This is a genomic window from Streptomyces sp. NPDC042336 (assembly GCF_055581985.1).
Window position 1 is genome coordinate 90,479 of sequence record NZ_JBVJEA010000012.1, and the last position, 17,400, is coordinate 107,878.

Annotated in this window: 18 protein-coding genes; 10 read left to right on the forward strand and 8 right to left on the reverse strand. The window is 73.9% G+C overall.

The window, feature by feature from the left end; genetic code table 11:
- The first annotated feature begins 1 nt into the window (after position 1).
- On the forward strand, positions 2 to 304 hold the full coding sequence (locus ACZ6IM_RS25295) for a gas vesicle protein K (protein WP_052840531.1): 303 nt from the start codon (positions 2 to 4) through the stop codon (positions 302 to 304).
- A gap of 48 nt (positions 305 to 352) precedes the next feature.
- On the opposite strand, the gene ACZ6IM_RS25300 is transcribed toward ACZ6IM_RS25295, so the two are convergent.
- From ACZ6IM_RS25300 to ACZ6IM_RS25310, 3 genes are all read right to left on the reverse strand, one after another.
- Positions 353 to 523 carry a hydrophobic protein gene (locus ACZ6IM_RS25300; protein WP_052840530.1) on the reverse strand — a complete coding sequence of 57 codons (171 nt, stop codon included), beginning with the start codon at positions 521 to 523 and terminating at the stop codon, positions 353 to 355.
- Positions 524 to 577: 54 nt separating this feature from the next.
- The gene (locus ACZ6IM_RS25305) at positions 578 to 1,399 is read right to left on the reverse strand and encodes a class I SAM-dependent methyltransferase (RefSeq protein ID WP_469559273.1); all 822 of its coding nucleotides are present in this window, start codon (positions 1,397 to 1,399) and stop codon (positions 578 to 580) included.
- A gap of 154 nt (positions 1,400 to 1,553) precedes the next feature.
- On the reverse strand, positions 1,554 to 3,059 hold the full coding sequence (locus ACZ6IM_RS25310; RefSeq protein WP_469559276.1) for a phosphatase PAP2 family protein: 1,506 nt from the start codon (positions 3,057 to 3,059) through the stop codon (positions 1,554 to 1,556).
- A 122-nt stretch (positions 3,060 to 3,181) separates the two neighbouring features.
- On the opposite strand from ACZ6IM_RS25310, the gene ACZ6IM_RS25315 reads away from it, so the two are divergent.
- Positions 3,182 to 4,801 (forward strand): ABC-F family ATP-binding cassette domain-containing protein, encoded by a 1,620-nt coding sequence (locus ACZ6IM_RS25315; protein WP_052840527.1) that lies wholly within the window; start codon positions 3,182 to 3,184, stop codon positions 4,799 to 4,801.
- 12 nt (positions 4,802 to 4,813) lie between these two features.
- Here ACZ6IM_RS25315 and ACZ6IM_RS25320 read toward each other — a convergent pair whose 3' ends face one another.
- Complete coding sequence (locus tag ACZ6IM_RS25320) at positions 4,814 to 5,935, reverse strand: baeRF2 domain-containing protein (protein WP_469559280.1); 1,122 nt, start codon at positions 5,933 to 5,935, stop codon at positions 4,814 to 4,816.
- A 62-nt stretch (positions 5,936 to 5,997) separates the two neighbouring features.
- Here ACZ6IM_RS25320 and ACZ6IM_RS25325 point away from each other — a divergent pair, with 62 nt between their 5' ends.
- Positions 5,998 to 6,276, forward strand: a complete 279-nt coding sequence (locus tag ACZ6IM_RS25325) for a DUF6158 family protein (protein ID WP_052840525.1) — start codon at positions 5,998 to 6,000, stop codon at positions 6,274 to 6,276.
- A gap of 66 nt (positions 6,277 to 6,342) precedes the next feature.
- Here the strand turns inward: ACZ6IM_RS25325 and ACZ6IM_RS25330 are convergent, their stop codons facing one another.
- A complete protein-coding gene (locus ACZ6IM_RS25330) occupies positions 6,343 to 6,885 on the reverse strand; it encodes a type 1 glutamine amidotransferase domain-containing protein (RefSeq protein ID WP_052840524.1) in 543 nt (180 codons plus the stop codon).
- Positions 6,886 to 6,909: 24 nt separating this feature from the next.
- The gene (locus ACZ6IM_RS25335) at positions 6,910 to 7,308 is read right to left on the reverse strand and encodes a DUF2795 domain-containing protein (RefSeq protein WP_052840523.1); all 399 of its coding nucleotides are present in this window, start codon (positions 7,306 to 7,308) and stop codon (positions 6,910 to 6,912) included.
- 208 nt (positions 7,309 to 7,516) lie between these two features.
- Between ACZ6IM_RS25335 and ACZ6IM_RS25340 the strand changes: the two genes are divergently transcribed.
- The 7 genes from ACZ6IM_RS25340 to ACZ6IM_RS25370 all read left to right on the forward strand — a co-directional run bounded on the left by ACZ6IM_RS25340 (position 7,517) and on the right by ACZ6IM_RS25370 (position 15,859).
- Positions 7,517 to 9,907 (forward strand): ATP-binding cassette domain-containing protein, encoded by a 2,391-nt coding sequence (locus ACZ6IM_RS25340; RefSeq protein ID WP_469559284.1) that lies wholly within the window; start codon positions 7,517 to 7,519, stop codon positions 9,905 to 9,907.
- Positions 9,908 to 9,974: 67 nt separating this feature from the next.
- The gene (locus ACZ6IM_RS25345; RefSeq protein ID WP_052840521.1) at positions 9,975 to 10,457 is read left to right on the forward strand and encodes a helix-turn-helix transcriptional regulator; all 483 of its coding nucleotides are present in this window, start codon (positions 9,975 to 9,977) and stop codon (positions 10,455 to 10,457) included.
- A gap of 5 nt (positions 10,458 to 10,462) precedes the next feature.
- Entirely contained in the window at positions 10,463 to 10,879 is a 417-nt protein-coding gene (locus tag ACZ6IM_RS25350) for a VOC family protein (RefSeq protein WP_469559287.1), read from the forward strand.
- Between the two features lie 287 nt (positions 10,880 to 11,166).
- Positions 11,167 to 11,967 carry an RNA polymerase sigma factor SigF gene (locus tag ACZ6IM_RS25355; RefSeq protein ID WP_052840520.1) on the forward strand — a complete coding sequence of 267 codons (801 nt, stop codon included), beginning with the start codon at positions 11,167 to 11,169 and terminating at the stop codon, positions 11,965 to 11,967.
- A 139-nt stretch (positions 11,968 to 12,106) separates the two neighbouring features.
- Positions 12,107 to 13,057, forward strand: a complete 951-nt coding sequence (locus tag ACZ6IM_RS25360) for a hypothetical protein (RefSeq protein ID WP_052840519.1) — start codon at positions 12,107 to 12,109, stop codon at positions 13,055 to 13,057.
- Between the two features lie 451 nt (positions 13,058 to 13,508).
- Complete coding sequence (locus ACZ6IM_RS25365; protein ID WP_469559292.1) at positions 13,509 to 14,822, forward strand: aminotransferase class I/II-fold pyridoxal phosphate-dependent enzyme; 1,314 nt, start codon at positions 13,509 to 13,511, stop codon at positions 14,820 to 14,822.
- The gene (locus tag ACZ6IM_RS25370) at positions 14,819 to 15,859 is read left to right on the forward strand and encodes an MBL fold metallo-hydrolase (protein WP_052840517.1); all 1,041 of its coding nucleotides are present in this window, start codon (positions 14,819 to 14,821) and stop codon (positions 15,857 to 15,859) included. Before ACZ6IM_RS25365 ends, ACZ6IM_RS25370 begins: the two co-directional genes overlap by 4 nt.
- A 95-nt stretch (positions 15,860 to 15,954) precedes the next feature.
- Here the strand turns inward: ACZ6IM_RS25370 and ACZ6IM_RS25375 are convergent, their stop codons facing one another.
- Entirely contained in the window at positions 15,955 to 16,581 is a 627-nt protein-coding gene (locus tag ACZ6IM_RS25375) for a DedA family protein (protein ID WP_052840516.1), read from the reverse strand.
- Positions 16,578 to 17,351 (reverse strand): MBL fold metallo-hydrolase, encoded by a 774-nt coding sequence (locus ACZ6IM_RS25380; RefSeq protein ID WP_052840515.1) that lies wholly within the window; start codon positions 17,349 to 17,351, stop codon positions 16,578 to 16,580. The genes ACZ6IM_RS25375 and ACZ6IM_RS25380 overlap by 4 nt, the downstream gene beginning before the upstream one ends.
- Between the last annotated feature and the right edge of the window lie 49 nt (positions 17,352 to 17,400).

The window sequence follows — 17,400 nt, forward strand, 5'->3', positions numbered from 1 at the left end:
CGTGAGCGAACATGCCGGACCCGAACCCGCCAAGCGCCGCCTCGACCTGGAACCCGACACCGTCGAGCGCGACCTGGTCAAGCTGGTGCTGACGGTCGTCGAACTGCTGCGTCAGCTCATGGAACGCCAGGCGCTGCGCCGCGTCGACGAGGGCGACCTGAGCGAGGACCAGGAAGAGCGGATCGGGCTCACCCTGATGCTCCTGGACGACCGCATGACCGAACTGCGGGACCGCTACGGACTGCGGCCCGAGGACCTGAACCTGGACCTCGGGCCGCTGGGACCGCTGCTGCCACGGGAGTGAGCACTCCCGGGGCAGCAGCCTCGTCACCTGTCGTTCGTCACCCGTCGTTCACCACCGGTACCAGCGGCCCCTGCCGCCGCCGGCCGTCGTCCCGCGGGCCAGGAAACCGATCAGCCACAGGACCAGAACCGCCAGAGCGATCCACCAGAGAATCTTCACCGCGAATCCGACACCGAAAAGGACGATCGCGAGAAGCAGTACGAGCAAAAGCGGAACCATGATGTTGAACCTCCTGCCGTACTGGTTTCCCGATTTTCACCGGACAGGCATCAATCACGCTTCTTTTCGGCACAGAATTTCTCCGTGCAGGACGCTGAACCAGCTTTCCGGGTGCTTTCCCCAGTCCCGCCAGGCCGCCGAGACGGCGCGCAGTCGTTCCGGCGTCGCATGGCCCCCCTCGGTGGCGCGGTCCGCGTACGCCGACTCCAGGGTGCGGTCCGCCCACAGGCCGCTCCACCACTCCCGCTCCCCGGGCGTGCTGAAGGTCCACGTGGCCGAGGTCGAGGTGATGTCGGTGAACCCGGCCTCGAGCGCCCAGGCCTTCAGCCGGCGCCCGGCGTCCGGCTCGCCCCCGTTGGCGCGGGCCACCCGGCGGTACAGGTCCAGCCAGTCGTCCATGCCCGGGGACGCGGGGTACCAGGTCATGGCGCCGTAGTCGGAATCGCGGACGGCGATGATCCCGTTCGGTTTGGCGACCCGTTTCATCTCGCGCAGGGCCCGCACGGGGTCGCCCACGTGCTGGAGCACCTGGTGGGCGTGGACCACGCAGAAGGTGTCGTCCGGATAGTCCAGCGCGTGCACGTCCGCGACCGCGAAGTCGGTGTTGCCCAGCCCGCGCTCGGCGGCCGTGGCCCTGGCCCGCTCCACGATCTCCGGCGACCGGTCCACGCCGGTGACGTGGCCGTCCGGGACCAGTTCCGCCAGGTCGGCGGTGATGGTGCCCGGCCCGCAGCCGATGTCCAGGACCCGCATGTGGGGCCGCAGGGAGTCGAGCAGATAGGCGGCGGAGTTCTCGGCGGTGCGCCAGGTGTGCGAGCGCAGCACGGACTCGTGGTGCCCGTGCGTGTAGACGGCGGTCTCATGCGGCTTCGGCATGGTGGATCCCCTCTCCCGGCAGTGGGATCACGGTACGCCCGCCAGTCGCATGGTGAGATACGCGTTTCGCCATATGGACTGACGGAACGTCAGTCGAGCCGGGAGAGGGAGGTACTTACCGGTACCGGGAGAGGGACGGACCGGGAGGGGCGGATCAGGAGAGGAGTCCGCCGCCGGGCAGCGGCCGGTACACCGTGAGCGCCTCGGGCAGCTTCTCCAGCGTCAGGTCGCCCTCCGTCTCGGTCAGCTCACCGTCGAACGCCATCAGCGTGCCCGGCGCGACGCCCGACAGCCGCAGCCGGGGCACCTGCACCGCCGCGTGCGCGGGCGAGCGGGTCAGCGGTCCGGCGAGGGCCGCGGACAGCAGCCGCAGGGCCGGCCTGCGCCCCCCGTGCACCACCCGTACGTCCAGCTGCCCGTCCGCCAGATCGAGCCGGCGCCCCGAGGCGATGCCCCGGCGGTGGTACGTGCCGTTGCCCGCGAAGAGCATCCACAGCGGGCGCCTGCGGCCGCGCACCTCGGCCTCCAGCGGGTGCCGGTCGGCGCGCAGTACCCGTACGGCCGCGAGCACCCCGGCCGGCCAGCCCCCGATCCGGGGGGACCAGCGCTCCCGCTCGTTGACCAGCTCCGGGTACACGCCGAGGCTGAAGGTGTTCAGGAAGACGCCGCGCCGCCCGCCCGAGGCGAACCGCCCCACGTCCACCCGCACCCCCTCACCCCGCTCCAGCGCCCCGCACAGATCCCGTACGTCCTCCACGCCCAGGTCGTAGGCGAAGTGGTTGAGCGTGCCGCCCGGCAGTACCGCGAGCGGCAGCCCGTGGCGGAGCGCGATCTCGGCCGCGGCGTTCACGGTGCCGTCGCCGCCGCACACACCGAGCACCCGGGCGTGGCCGGCCGCCTTCTCCAGCTCCGCCCGGACGTCCCCCGGCTCGCACTCCACCACCTCCGCGTCGGGCAGCGCGTCGCACAGCGCCCGCACCCGGTCCGAGGTGCCCGAGCCGACGTTGGCGACCATGACCAGCCCCTCGCCGCCGGACAGCGCGGGCACCTCGGCACGCGGCCGGGCCGGCGGAGTGTGCTGGGCGCGGGTCGGCACCATGCCCCGTACGGCGAACGCGGCCCCCGCCCCCAGCGCGGCACCGGCCAGCACGTCGCTCGGGAAGTGGACGCCGGTGTAGACCCGGGACAGGACGACCGCGGCGGCCACGGGGGCCACCGCCGCACCCCACGCCGGGGACTCCAGCGCCACCCCGGTCGCGAACGCGGCGGCCGAGGCGGCGTGTCCCGACGGGAAGGACGTCGTGATCGGCTGCCGCTTCAGCTGCCGGACCAGCGGCACCGGGTCCAGTACCGGGCGGGGCCGGCGCACCGAGCGCTTGCCGAGGGTGTTGATCGCCAGCGAGGCCAGCCCGAGCGAGGCGATCCCCCGGGCGGCCGCGCGGCGCGCCCTCGGGGTGCGCGACGCGGCCAGGGCGGCCGCCGCGGCGAACCACAGCACGCCGTGGTTGGCGCTCCGGCTCAACCGGGGCAGCAGGGGGTCGGCGCCGGGCCAGGTACGGGCGGCGACGGCCTCGAACGCCCGCTGGTCCAGCCGCAGGAAACCGTTGCGGAAGGGGTGCGGGCCGGGCGTGGCGGCGGTGAGGTCTACGTCGGGGCTCATGGGTCCCGCCTACCCTGCGGACGGCGTTTCCTGCCGTGGCGCGCCCCACGTGCCGCGGTTCCCCGTCGCGCGGTCGAAAACGGTTTGCCCGCAGCGCGCCCGGAGCCGGAGAATCCGGCCCCATGGGTCACCTCGAAGCAGCGCACCTGGAGTACTCCCTCCCCGACGGGAGGCCGCTCCTCGGCGACGTCTCCTTCCGCGTGGGGGAGGGGGCCGTCGTGGCCCTGGTCGGGCCCAACGGCGCGGGCAAGACCACGCTGCTGCGCCTCCTGGCCGGCGAGCTGAAGCCGCACGGCGGCTCCGTCACCGTCACCGGCGGCCTCGGCGTGATGCGCCAGTTCGTCGGCTCCGTACGGGACGAGACGACCGTGCGCGACCTGCTGGTGTCCGTGGCGCAGCCCAGGATCCGCGAGGCCGCCCGCGCGGTCGACGCCGCCGAGCACGCGCTCATGACGGTGGACGACGAGGCCGCCCAGCTGGTCTACGCGCAGGCGCTCTCCGACTGGGCCGAGGCGCGCGGGTACGAGGCCGAGACCCTGTGGGACATCTGCACCACCGCCGCGCTCGGGATGCCGTACGACAAGGCTCAGTGGCGGCAGGTGCGCACCCTCTCCGGGGGCGAGCAGAAGCGCCTCGTCCTCGAGGCGCTGCTGCGCGGCACCGACGAGGTGCTGCTGCTCGACGAGCCGGACAACTACCTCGACGTGCCCGGCAAGCGCTGGCTGGAGGAGCGGCTCGCCGAGACCCGCAAGACCGTGCTGTTCGTCTCCCACGACCGGGAGCTGCTCGCCCGCGCCGCCCAGAAGATCGTCTCCGTCGAGCCCGGACCCGCGGGCGCCGACGCCTGGGTGCACGGCGGCGGCTTCGCCACCTTCCACGAGGCCCGCCGGGAACGCTTCGCCCGCTTCGAGGAACTGCGCCGCCGCTGGGACGAGAAGCACGCGCAGCTGAAGAAGCTGGTGCTGTCGCTGCGTCAGGCCGCGGAGAACAGCCACGACATGGCGTCCCGCTACCGCGCCGCGCAGACCCGGCTGCGCAAGTTCGAGGAGGCCGGACCGCCGCCCGAGCCGCCGCGCGAGCAGGACATCAGGATGCGCCTGAAGGGCGGCCGCACCGGCGTCCGCGCCGTCACCTGCGAGCAGCTGGAGCTCACCGGCCTGATGAAACCCTTCGACCTGGAGGTCTTCTACGGCGAACGGGTCGCCGTACTCGGCTCCAACGGCTCCGGCAAGTCGCACTTCCTGCGGCTAATGGCCGGCGACGACGTGACGCACACCGGGAACTGGAAGCTCGGGGCGCGCGTGGTGCCAGGACACTTCGCCCAGACCCACGCCCACCCCGAGCTGCTGGGCCGCACCCTCCTGGACATCCTGTGGACCGAGCACTCCCAGGACCGGGGCGCCGCCATGTCCCGGCTGCGCCGCTACGAGCTGACCCAGCAGGCCGAGCAGGCCTTCGACCGGCTCTCCGGCGGCCAGCAGGCCCGCTTCCAGATCCTGCTGCTGGAACTCCAGGGCGTCACGGCCCTGCTCCTCGACGAGCCGACCGACAACCTCGACCTGGAATCGGCCGAAGCCCTCCAGGAGGGCCTGGAGGGCTTCGAGGGCACGGTCCTCGCGGTCACCCACGACCGCTGGTTCGCCCGCTCCTTCGACCGGTACCTGGTCTTCGGCAGCGACGGGCGGGTGCGCGAGACGACGGAGCCGGTCTGGGACGAACGGCGGGTGGAGCGGGCCCGCTGACGAACGGGGGGATCACTTCCAGCGCAGCAGCGCCCCCAGGCCGCCCACCGGCGCCTTCTGGGAGGTCTCCGGCGGCAGCACCGGCGTCACCGAGATCGCGGGGGCGCCGGTCATCACCGCCGAGCGCAGCAGGGCGTCGTCCGCCCGGGCCGACCAGGAGTTCTGCTCGCCGAGCGTCTTCAGCTCCGTACGGCGCACCGCCACCTGGTCGGCGTCCTCGCCGATCCACACCTCGCGGTGCGTGTCGGGGGCGTCCGGGATGACCAGCAACTCGTCGATGCGGTGCTCCCGGGCGGCCTCGACCAGCGCGGGCACGCCCTCCGCCGCGCCTGCCCGGCCCTCGTCGTCGGGCGAGCGGGCGGCCAGGAACCGGTCCAGCTCCTCCCGGGCGCGCGCACGGACGTGGTCCTCGCGCAGCCCTTCCACCTCGTCGTCCAGCAGCCTGCTGCCGGCGCCGCGCGAGGCTTCGGCGACCCGGTCCTGGAGCCGCGAGGGCAGCCGCTCGTGCACCGAGCGGCGCTCCCGGTCGTCGCCGACCAGGATCAGCAGGTCGGCGCCCGTCTCCTCCTGGCACACGGCGAGCGCGTCCGCGATCTCCGCCGCGTTGTGCTCCCAGGTGTTCTCCACCCGGAGCTGGAAGTGGCGCTCCGACCAGTCCACGCTGCTCGTGCGGTGCACCGGCCACTGCCTGCCGGTCACGCCGCCCGCGTCGGAACTGCCCAGCGCGGAGCGCAGCTCGAAGTCGGCTCCCTTGCGGTCGATGTACGCCACCACGCCCACAGGGTCCTCGCCGGCCAGGTCGAGCAGCGGAGTGACGTGCGGCAGCGGGGCCCAGTCGGCGGTGGTCCCGCCGTACGGGGGCCGGGCCAGCGGCGGATCGAGGACCACCTGTCCGGCGCACGCGAACAGCGCCCGCCCGTGCGGGTCGGTGGCGTGCCGCAACTCGTCCACCGCCTCCCGCACCGCGCGGCAGGTGGCGTCGTCCGCGCCCTGCTCCGCCAGCTCCCGGGCCACCGCGGCGGCCGTCAGCTCACGCTCGTGGGCGGTGTCCTCCGCGTTCCGGGACAGGTCGACGTAGACGGAGGCCCAGGGTCCCTGGTGTTCGTAGAGGGGGTGCAGAAACGCGAGATCCATGTGGTTGCCCTCCCGGGTGCCGCTCGGGGGTGGTAGTGCTCCGGGGCGGGTACCCGGGACGCATGAACGAACACGACACGCGGGACGACACCGTGACCGGAGTGGACCCGGGCCGCCTGGACGACCAGCAGCTGATGAAAGAACTGGAGACCATCCACCGCACGCGCCACGACACCCTGCTGTACGGGTCGAACGACGCGCTGCGGGCCCACAACGACCGCATGGCCCGGCTGGAGGGGGAGTGGCTGCGCCGCAATCCCCGGCGCCCGGTGGCCCCGGGCCGCACCCGCGAGGGCGCCCGGGAACGCGGCTGCGGCCAGGCCGCCGCCCCCGGTGGCTGAGCGTGACGACGGGCCACCCGCGATCCCTCGCCGGTGGCCCGTCCGTCCGTCGCCCGGTTGTCCGCCTCAGCCCGCCGCCTTGGCGAACTCCGCGAGGTAGGTCTCGCAGAACGCCTTCAGGTCGTCCGGCTTGCGGCTGGTGATCAGGACGTTGTCGCCCGCGTCGCAGACCTTCACCTGTTCGTCGACCCAGGTGGCGCCCGCGTTGCGCAGGTCGGTCCGCAGACTGGGCCACGAGGTCAGGGTGCGGCCGCGTACGACGTCCGCCTCGACGAGCGTCCACGGTGCGTGGCAGATGGCGGCCACCGGCCGGCCCTGCGTGAAGAAGTCCTTGACGAAGGCCACGGCCTTCTCGTCGGTCCGCAGGAAGTCCGGGTTGGCCACCCCGCCGGGCAGCACGAGGCCGCCGAACGCGTCGGCGGAGGTGTCGCCCACCACTTCGTCGACGGGGAACGTGTCCGCCTTGTCGAGGTGGTCGAAGCCCTGGACCTCGCCGGACTGCGTGGAGACGAGGACGGGCTCGTGCCCCGCGTCCTTGGCCGCCCGCCACGGCTCGGTCAGTTCCACCTGTTCCACGCCCTCGGGCGCGGTCAGAAATGCGATGCGCATGAAGTTCGTCTTCCCTTCCGGCGCCTACGCGCCCTGCGAACCGGACCGGCCGCTCTCGGTGAGGGCCACCGCCAGCTCCTGGACGTTGTCGTAGCGCGCCTTGTGCGGCAGTCGGTCCAGCCCCTCGACGAGGGCGTCCGGCGCGTTGCCGCGGCGCAGTGCGCGGGTCAGTTCCCGCGGTCCCGCGGGGAAGCTGCCCCGGGTCAGGTTCCGGGCCAGCTCCAGCCGCAGGGCCTCCAGGTACGTGGGTCCGCGGCCCGGTGTCACCGGTCCGTACATGACGTCCGGATCGTCCTCGGCGGCCGGTTCCGGGTCGTTCCACTCCTCGCTGCGGGTGGGGTGCCCGGACCTGAGCAGACCCTGCAGTTCGTGCTTCATCTCGTCGTCGCGGTGGACGCTCATCCGGTCGCTGCCTCGCTGCATGTCTCCCTCCAGATCCTTAAGGGGTGCCGACCGCGTACCCGGACACCGCGGGCCGACACGGATTCCTCCGGACGGGTCCGTTCCGATTTCCGCGGTCCGGGAGCGGATCAGTAATCGAGAAGCGCGGGCAGCCGCGCCCGATCTAGCGTGTGACCACCGAGGCAGTGAGGGCGTCACCTTCACCGGGCCCCCGACAGATGGAGACACGATGAGCAGCGCCAAGAGGCCGGGCACGCAGGGGCCCGGGTCGCACGTCGCCGACAGCCACGACCTGATCCGTGTGCACGGCGCCCGCGAGAACAACCTCAAGGACGTCAGCATCGACATTCCCAAGCGCCGGCTGACCGTGTTCACCGGCGTCTCCGGCTCGGGCAAGAGCTCGCTGGTGTTCAACACGATCGCCGCCGAGTCGCAGCGGCTGATCAACGAGACCTACAGCGCCTTCGTCCAGGGCTTCATGCCGACGCTCGCCCGGCCCGAGGTGGACGTCCTGGACGGCCTCACGACGGCGATCATCGTGGACCAGCAGCGGATGGGCGCCGACCCCCGCTCCACCGTCGGCACCGCCACCGACGTCAACGCGATGCTGCGCATCCTCTTCAGCCGCCTCGGCGATCCGCACATCGGCCCGCCCAGCGCGTACTCCTTCAACACGGCCTCCGTGCGGGCCAGCGGCGCGATCACCGTCGAGCGGGGCAACAAGAAGGCGGTGAAGGCGACCTTCCAGCGCACCGGCGGCATGTGCACGAACTGCGAGGGCCGCGGCACCGTCTCCGACATCGACCTCAGCCAGCTCTACGACGACTCCAAGTCGCTCGCCGAGAACGCCTTCACCATCCCCGGCTGGAAGTCGGACAGCCAGTGGACGGTGCAGGTGTACGCCCAGTCCGGCTTCGTCGACCCGGACAAGCCGATCCGCGACTACACCGACAAGGAACTGCGGGACTTCCTCTACGGCGAGCCGGTCAAGGTGAAGGTCAACGGCGTCAACCTCACCTACGAAGGCCTCATTCCGAAGATCCAGAAGTCCTTCCTGTCCAAGGACAAGGAGGCGATGCAGCCGCACATCAGGGCCTTCGTGGAGCGGGCGGTCACCTTCACCACCTGTCCCGAGTGCGAGGGCACCCGGCTCAGTGAGGGCGCCCGCTCGTCGCGGATCGGCAAGATCAGCATCGCCGACGCCTGCGCGATGGAGATCCGGGACCTGGCCGAGTGGGTCCGCGAGCTGGCCGAACCGTCGGTGGCACCGCTGCTCACCGCCCTGCGGGACACCCTCGACTCCTTCGTCGAGATCGGCCTCGGCTACCTCTCCCTCGACCGGCCGGCCGGCACCCTGTCCGGCGGCGAGGCGCAGCGCGTCAAGATGATCCGCCACCTCGGCTCCTCGCTCACCGACACCACGTACGTCTTCGACGAGCCCACCGTCGGACTGCACCCCCACGACATCCAGCGCATGAACGACCTGCTGCTGCGGCTGCGGGACAAGGGCAACACGGTCCTCGTCGTCGAGCACAAGCCCGAGACGATCGCGATCGCCGACCACGTGGTCGACCTCGGCCCCGGCGCCGGCACGGAGGGCGGCACCGTCTGCTTCGAGGGCACCGTGGCGCAACTGCGCGGCGCCGACACCGTCACCGGCCGCCATCTCGACGACCGGGCCTCCCTCAAGGAGTCGGTCCGCAAGCCCACCGGAGCCCTGGAGATCCGCGACGCGCGGACGCACAACCTCCAGGGCGTCGACGTGGACGTCCCGCTCGGCGTGCTCTGCGTGGTCACCGGCGTGGCCGGTTCCGGCAAGAGTTCCCTGATCCACGGCTCGGTCCCGGCCGGCGCCGACGTCGTATCGGTCGACCAGAGCCCCATCAAGGGCTCGCGGCGCAGCAACCCGGCGACGTACACCGGTCTGCTCGACCCGATCCGCAAGGCCTTCGCCAAGGCCAACGGCGTGAAGCCCGCCCTGTTCAGCGCCAACTCCGAGGGCGCCTGCCCCACCTGCAACGGCGCCGGTGTCATCTACACCGACCTGGCGATGATGGCCGGCGTCGCCACCCCCTGCGAGGACTGCGAGGGCAAGCGGTTCATGGGCGAGGTGCTGGAGTACCGCTTCGGCGGCCGGGACATCAGCGAGGTGCTCGCCATGTCGGTGGACCGGGCCGAGGAGTTCTTCGGCGCCGGGGAGGCGCGCACCCCGGCCGCGCACAAGATCCTCCAGCGGCTCTCCGACGTCGGCCTCGGCTACCTCACCCTCGGCCAGCCGCTCACCACCCTCTCCGGCGGCGAGCGGCAGCGGCTCAAGCTGGCCACCCACATGGGAGAGAAGGGCGGCGTGTACGTCCTCGACGAGCCCACCACCGGACTGCACCTCGCCGACGTCGAGCAGCTGCTCGGCCTGCTCGACCGCCTCGTCGACGCCGGCAAGTCGGTCATCGTCATCGAGCACCACCAGGCGGTCATGGCGCACGCCGACTGGATCATCGACCTCGGCCCCGGCGCCGGGCACGACGGCGGCCGGATCGTCTTCGAAGGGACCCCCGCCGACCTCGTCGCCGACCGCTCCACCCTCACCGGCCAGCACCTCGCCGCCTACGTCGGCTCCTGACGGTGGGGACGGCCCAAGGCGCCGGAACCGCTACCGGTGGTCTCCGGCGCTGTGGGATCGTGGTCGGGTGACGACGCTGGAGGACCTGGCCAGGCTGCGCCGGGCCCGCGACCTGATGGACCGCGAGTACGCCGAGCCGCTCGACGTGCCGGCGCTGGCCCGCGTCGCCCTCATGTCGGCGGGCCACTTCTCCCGCAGCTTCCGCGCCGCCTACGGGGAGACGCCGTACAGCTACCTGATGACCCGCCGCATCGAGCGCGCCATGGCGCTGCTGCGGCGCGGCGACCTGAGCGTCACCGAGGTCTGCTTCGCGGTCGGCTGTACCTCGCTGGGTTCGTTCAGCTCGCGGTTCACCGAACTGGTCGGCGAGAGCCCGAGCGCCTACCGGGACCGCGACCACACCGACGGCGCCGCCGTCCCGGCCTGCGTCGCCAAGGTCCACACCCGGCCGGTCCGGAACGGTGACGCGGCCGGGAAGGGTGACGCGGCCGGGAACGGAGAGCCGGTCAGGAACGGAGAAGCGGCGCCCGCGCCACCGCCCGTAGCGTGACGCGCATGGACATCAACCTCTCGCAGTGCTTCATAGCCGTCGACGACCACGACAGGGCGCTCGCCTTCTACCGGGACGTGCTCGGCATGGAGGTCCGCAACGACGTCGGTTTCGAAGGAATGCGCTGGGTGACCGTCGGCTCCCCGGCGCAGCCCGACGTGGACGTCGTCCTCGAACCTCCCCTCGCCGACCCCAACGCGTCGGCCGCCGACCGGGAGGCGATGGCCGAACTCCTGGCCAAGGGGCACCTGCGCGGCATCGTGCTCGCCACCGACGATGTCGACGCCGCCTTCGAGCACGTCCGCGCCGCGGGCGCCGAGGTGCTCCAGGAACCGGTCGACCAGCACTACGGAGTCCGCGACTGCGCCTTCCGCGACCCGGCCGGCAACATGGTGCGCCTCAAGCAGCCGCGCAAGGGCTGAGAATCCGGGTGTTTGCCCCCGGGGACAGGGGGCAGGCGCAAGGTCAGTGCTTCGGACAGGAGGCACGTCCGTGGGAGCGGCGTGACGCCGCCACGGATGCGTCCGCGAGGCCAGGACGCCCTCCCGCGGTGACCGCCCGACCAAGGGCCGTGTCGTCGTACCGGCTCCGTCCGCCCAACGAGCCCGAGGTCGCCCCGACCCCGGCCGCCCAGGGCGGGCCGCGCCGACCGGACCGCCGTCCGGTGCGACGACGGGACCCCCGCGCTCCGAGGGAGTTGCGACGCACCATGCCGATCCACGCCAGTGTGAAGCACCCGCACGACGACGCCCCCGACACCGCCGACGCCTTCCGTCGGCTCGCCACCCTTCCCGCCGGCCCCGAGCGCGACGCGCTCCGGGACCGGATCGTCGAGGCATGGCTGCCCATGGCCGAACGGCTGGCGGGACGGTTCCGCAGCCGCGGCGAGAGCTTCGAGGACCTGCGCCAGGTCGCGGCCCTCGGTCTCGTCAAGGCCGTCGACCGCTACGACCCCGAGCGCGGCAACGCCTTCGAGAGCTACGCCGTGCCCACCATCACCGGCGAGATCAAGCGCCACTTCCGCGACCACATGTGGACCCTGCACGTGCCGCGCCGGGTCCAGGAACTGCGCAACCGCGTGCGCTTCGCCGGCCAGGACCTGTCCCAGACCATCCCGGGCCGCAGGCCCACCGTCGCCGAGATCGCCGAGCGCGCCGACCTGAGCGAGGAGGACGTCCGGACCGGTCTGGAGGCCCTGGAGAGCTTCACGGCGCTGTCCCTGGACGCCGAGGTCCCGGGCAGCGAGGACGGCTACTCGCTGGGCGACGCGCTCGGCGCCCCCGACCCGGCCCTCGACACGGTCGTCGACCGCGAGGCCGTCAAGGACCGGCTGGCCGCCCTGCCACCGCGCGAGCGCGCCATCCTCTACATGCGCTTCTTCGACGACATGACCCAGAGCCGTATCGCCGAACAGCTCGGCATCTCCCAGATGCACGTCTCCCGCCTGATCACCCGCTGCTGCGACCGGGTGCGGGAGCAGGTGCTGCGGGAACCGGGACCGGGTGCGTGAAACCCCAGGCTCACCCGCCCGGACGTCCCGTTCGCGCGAACGGAGCACGGTGACGGGCGGCCGCGTGCCGGGCGGGCTGTGATGGCCGAGGGGCGCGAGTGCAGTGCCCCGCAAGCCGTCGCTCGAAGGAGCCCGTCCCATGCGCCGCACCGCCCGCGCCCTGTCCGTCGCCGTGCTGGCCAGTGCCGCCCTCGGTCTCTCCGCGGGGCTCGGCGCGGCCGACCCGGGAGTTCCGCCGCCCCCCGCGGGCGCGGGGGAGCCCGTCGCCCCGCCGTCCGCCGACGACCCGGCGGCCGTACCCCCGCCGTCCGCCGAGGAGGCCCTCCCGCCGTCCGCGGGGCAGGCAGCCGCCCAGGTCAGCCCGGCGGACGCCGCCCCCGGCGAGACCGTGACCGTCTCGGTCTCGTGCGGCCCGACCGGCGGCTCCGCCCCGCCGAGCCTCGACGCCACCTCGGCGGCCTTCGAGGAAGGCACCGTCGAGCTGCGCAAGGTGGCCGACGACGCGGGGACGGCGTCCGGGCCGGCCTACCGGGGGACCGCGCGCATAGCCACCGCCGAGGACTTCGCGGCCGAGCCGAGCGCGGGGAGTGCGGGGAGCGCGGGGGACACGACGGACACCGAAGGCCCGGCGGCGACCGAGGACTGGGCGGAGACCGAGGGTGCCGCCGGGAGCACGGAGGACTGGACGGTCGACGGCGCCTGCCCGGATGCCTCGGGCGGGGAGGGAGGCGACCCCTGGAGCGCGACCATGAGCGTGCCGGAGGAGAGCGGTGCCGGTGCCGGTGCCGCCCAGCCGGGATGCCGGGAAACCGCCGCCCCGCGCGCCGGGAACTCCACGCACGGCACGCCCTGCGCCCCCACCGAGCCCGCGTGCCCCGAACCGCCCACCGCCCCTCGCGGTGAGCCCGCCCCCCAGGGCACGTCCTGCGGCGGTGCGACGGCGGAGCACGGGGTGCAGGCGGGCACCGGCGGGACCTTCGGCGACTCGGTGCCCGCCCTGGTCGCCGGTGGTGTGCTGATCGCGGGCGCGTGCGGTGCGGCCGCGCACCGGCTCCGGCTGCGCCTGCGCGGGGAGGACGGCGAGCGCTGACCCCGCGCGGGCCCCGGTCCGGCTGTGACGCGCGCAACCGGAGCGGGAGCCATGGCGGGGCGGCACGGTGGGTACTGGGACCAACGAACGGCGAACGAGCCGATCAACGAACGGCGAGCGAGCACGGGACCGGCCCCGACGGGGCCAGGACCACCCGACAGGGACCAGGTCCGGCGGGACAGGAGCCCTGCTGGCACCGGGCGACGGCCCTGAGGGGGCCAGTGTCCCGGGCGGGGATCACAGTCCCCGGCGGGCGAGGGTCCTCGGCGGGACCAGGGTCCGGGCGGGATCGGGGTCCCGGCGGGACCAAGGCCCTGAGGAGGCCAGGGCCCTCCGCGCGGCCAGGCCCCGGCTCGACGGGGACAGGGCAGGGCACGGACAGGGCACGGACAGGGCACGGACAGGGCACGGCACGGTACGGACAGGCGGCACGGACCGCGCGGAGGTACGCATGCGGCGCACGGACCCCGGGGGCCTGGCCACGGGACCCGCAGGTCACGATCCCGTCGGCCCTGGCGCTGCGGGCCCGGACGCCGTGGGCCACGGTCCCGTCCGCTACGGCCCGCACTTCCCCGAAGACGGGCTGCCGGTGCTGCCCGAACTGTCCGCCGTACTCGCCGCCGCCGCGGGCCGCTCACGCGGGGAACCGGCCGGCGGCGCCCCCGCCCTCCTGGACGCGGCGAGCGGTTACTGGGACCGGCGCGGCCTGACCACCGAACCCGCTCACCTGGCCGCGGCCCCCGGCGCGGGCGCCCTCCTGCTCGCGCTGACCGCCGCGCTGGGCGGCGACGTGCTGGTGCCCCGTCCCTGCGCCGCCTGGTGGGCACCGTACGCACGACTGCTGGGCAGGCCCGTCTTCCACGTCCCGACACCGGCCGAGTCCGGCGGCGTACCCGACCCGTACGCCCTGCTGGAGACCGTCCGCCGGGTCCGCGCCGAGGGCGGCGATCCCCGCCTGCTCGTGCTGTCCGTCGCCGACGACCCGACCGGCACCGTCGCCCCGCCCGAGCTGCTGCACGAGACCGTCGAGGCCGCCGCGGGCGAGGGGCTGCACCTGGTCAGCGACGAGACCTGGCGCGACACCCTGCACGACCCGCACGCCACCGTGATCCTCAGCCCCGCCGAGATGCTGCCCGAACGGGTCACCGTCGTCACCGACCTGGCGGGCGCGCTGCTCCCGCCGGCCTGGCCGGCCGCCGTCGCACGCTTCCCCGCCTCCGCCGCCGGCAACGGCCTGCACGCACGCGTGCTCGACGTGCTCACCGCGCTCGGCGCTCGCGTCGCGGCCCCCGTCGCCGCCGCGGCCGGGTACGCCCTCGACGAGCCCGAGCCGGTCACCGCCCGCCGGGCCGCCGCCGTACGCCTGCACGCGCGCGTGGCCGCCGCCGCGCACGCGGCCGTCGTCGCCGCGGGCGCCACCGCCCGGCCCCCGCAGGCGGGCCGCCACCTGTACGCCGACCTCGGCCCGCTGCGCGACGCGCTCGGCGCCGAAGGCGTCGGCGACGCCCAGGAACTGGAGGACTTCCTGAGCGCCCGGCTCGGCATGCCGGCCCCCGGCGGCCACCGCTTCGGCGACGAGTTGTCCGCCCTGCGCGTCCGGCTCGCCACCGGGCCCCTGCTCGACGCGGGCACCGATGAACGGCGGGCGGACTTCCTCACCTCCCCGGACCCGTTGGAACTGCCACACGTGCAACGCGCGTTGACCGGTCTGAAGTCGGTCTTCGACGGTCTCCGCGACGCTCAGCGATGGGAGCCCCCTCGATGACGCAGCAGCATCGGTCGACCACGAGCACCCCCGCGTCCGCCGAGGACACCGACGCGGCCGACGCTCGCCCGCCGCTCGCCGAGCCCCGGCCACCGGCCGAGCACCGGGTGTGGCCGCGGACCTTCCACGACCGGCTGACCGCGCCGCTGCCCGGTCTCAAGGCCTTCGCCAGATTCGCCCGCGAAGGCGCGGTCAGACCCGGCCCCGCCGGACTCGCCGACATCCCGCGGCTGCCCTACGCCCCCGGCCCGCTGCCGCGCGTGGACGCGCGCACCGTCGCCGTCACCTGGGCCGGACACGCCAGCTGGGTGGTGCGGATCGGCGGCCTGACCGTGCTCACCGACCCGGTCTGGTCCCGCCGGATCCTCGGCACCCCGCCCCGGGTCACCCCCGTGGGCGTCGCCTGGAGCGCCCTGCCCCGCGTCGACGCCGTCGTCATCAGCCACAACCACTACGACCACCTGGACGCGCCCACCCTGCGCAGGCTCCCGCGCGACACCCCCGTCCTCGTGCCCGCCGGGCTCGGCCGCTGGTTCCACCGCCGCCGCTTCACCCGGGTCACCGAGCTGGACTGGTGGGAGGCGACCGAGCTGGGCGGGGTCCGGTTCGACTTCGTCCCGGCCCACCACTGGTCCAAGCGCAGCCTCACCGACACCTGCCGCACCCTGTGGGGCGGCTGGGTCCTCACCGACCCCGACGGGCGGCGCGTCTACTTCGCCGGCGACACGGGGTACGGCCACTGGTTCGCCCGTATCGGCCGCCGCTACCCCGGCATCGACCTCGCCCTGCTCCCCATCGGCGCCTACGATCCCCGCTGGTGGCTCAGCGACGTGCACTGCGACCCCGAGGAGGCGGTACGGGCCGCGCAGGACGTCGGCGCGCGCCACATGGCGCCGATGCACTGGGGCACGTTCGTCCTGTCCGCCGAACCGGTCCTGGAGCCCCTCACCCGCGTACGCGCCGCCTGGCAACAGGCGGGCCTGCCCCGCGACCGGCTGTGGGACCTGCCGGTCGGCGCCTCCCGCGTACTGGAGTGACACCGCCCCGCCCGGGCACGCTCCCGACCGCCCAGGCGCCCTCGTGCCGGTGCGTCGTGGCCCGGGGGCGCGCTCACCCGCCTGACCGCCGAGGCCTACGCCTTCGCCGGCCCCCGGAAGCGGCGCCACACGCCCGGGGCGGTGCTGACCAGTACGGTGAGGGCGATCGCCGCGGCCACGCCCTCCCACGGCTTGCTGAACAGGGCGCCGCTGAGGACCCCGATCAGCTGGTACGTCAGGGCCCAGGCCAGGCAGGCCGGCAGGTTGCCCCGGGCGAAGCGGCGCAGCGGCCACTTCGCCAGCAGGCAGGCCAGCATCACCGGTATCCGCCCGGCCGGCACCAGCCGGGAGAGCACCAGCACCGCGACATCGTGCTCGGCGAGTTTCTCCTGCGCCTGCTCCAGCCGGTCCTCCGGCGCCCGGGACCGGATCGCCTCCAGCCAGCGCGAGCCGTTCTTCGAGCCCACCCCGCGCCGGCCCAGCCAGTACAGCGCCATGTCCCCGCAGAACGCGGCCAGCGACGCCGTCGCGAACACCATCAGCATGGCGAACGGCAGCGTCTGGTGCATCGCCACCACCGCCGCCGAACTCACCAGCGCGCCCGTGGGCAGCACCGGCACCAGCGCCCCGATCAGCACCAGCAGGAACAGCGACGGGTAGCCGAGCGCCTGCTGCGTCGGCTCCGTCGGTATGTCCAGCGTCGCGGCCGCCAGCCAGCTCACCGCGCGACCTCCACCCGCACACTCTCGCCGTGCCCCAGCCGGTGCACCGCCACGCCCGGCGCGCGCAGCGCCGACAGGCGCACGAACTCCTCGCCCGGCGTGTGGAACTCGTGGGGGCGCACGGCGTCCATCCCGATCGGCCAGTACGTGCCGTAGTGCACCGGCACCGCCGTGCGCGGCGCCAGCCGGGCCAGCGCCTCGGCCGCCCGCCCGGCGTCCAGGTGCTCCGCACCCAGGTAGGGGCCCCAGCCGCCCACCGGCAGCAGCGCCACGTCGACCGGACCGACCTCCTTCTCCATGCCGTCGAACAGGCCCGTGTCCCCGGCGAAGTACGTCCGCGCCTCGCCCTCGACGACATAGCCGAGCGCGGGGGCGCGGTGCCGTCCGACCGGCAGCCGCCGCCCGTCGTGCCGCGCGGAGACCGCCCGTACACGCAGGTCACCGACCGTCGTCTCGTCGCCCGGCACCACCTCGGTCAGCTCCAGGTGTCCGAGCCGGCGCAGCCCCGGCACCGCCCGTCGTGCGCCCCGGGGCACGAGCAGGCGCGTGCCGGGCGCGAGCCGTGCGAGCGACGGCACGTGCAGGTGGTCGGCGTGCAGATGGGAGACCAGCGCCACGTCCGCGCGCCACGCCTGGGGCGGCGGCACCGCGCCCCGCCTGCGGCGCAGATGGGCGAGCCGGCGGACGAACAAGGGATCGGTGAGCACGCGAATGCCCGAATCCTCGACCGTGCAGGTGGCGTGACCCCACCACGTGAGCTCCACCGGCACTCCTTTGCCTCCTTCGCGCGACTCCCCGAAGCCTACGTCCAGGAGTAGG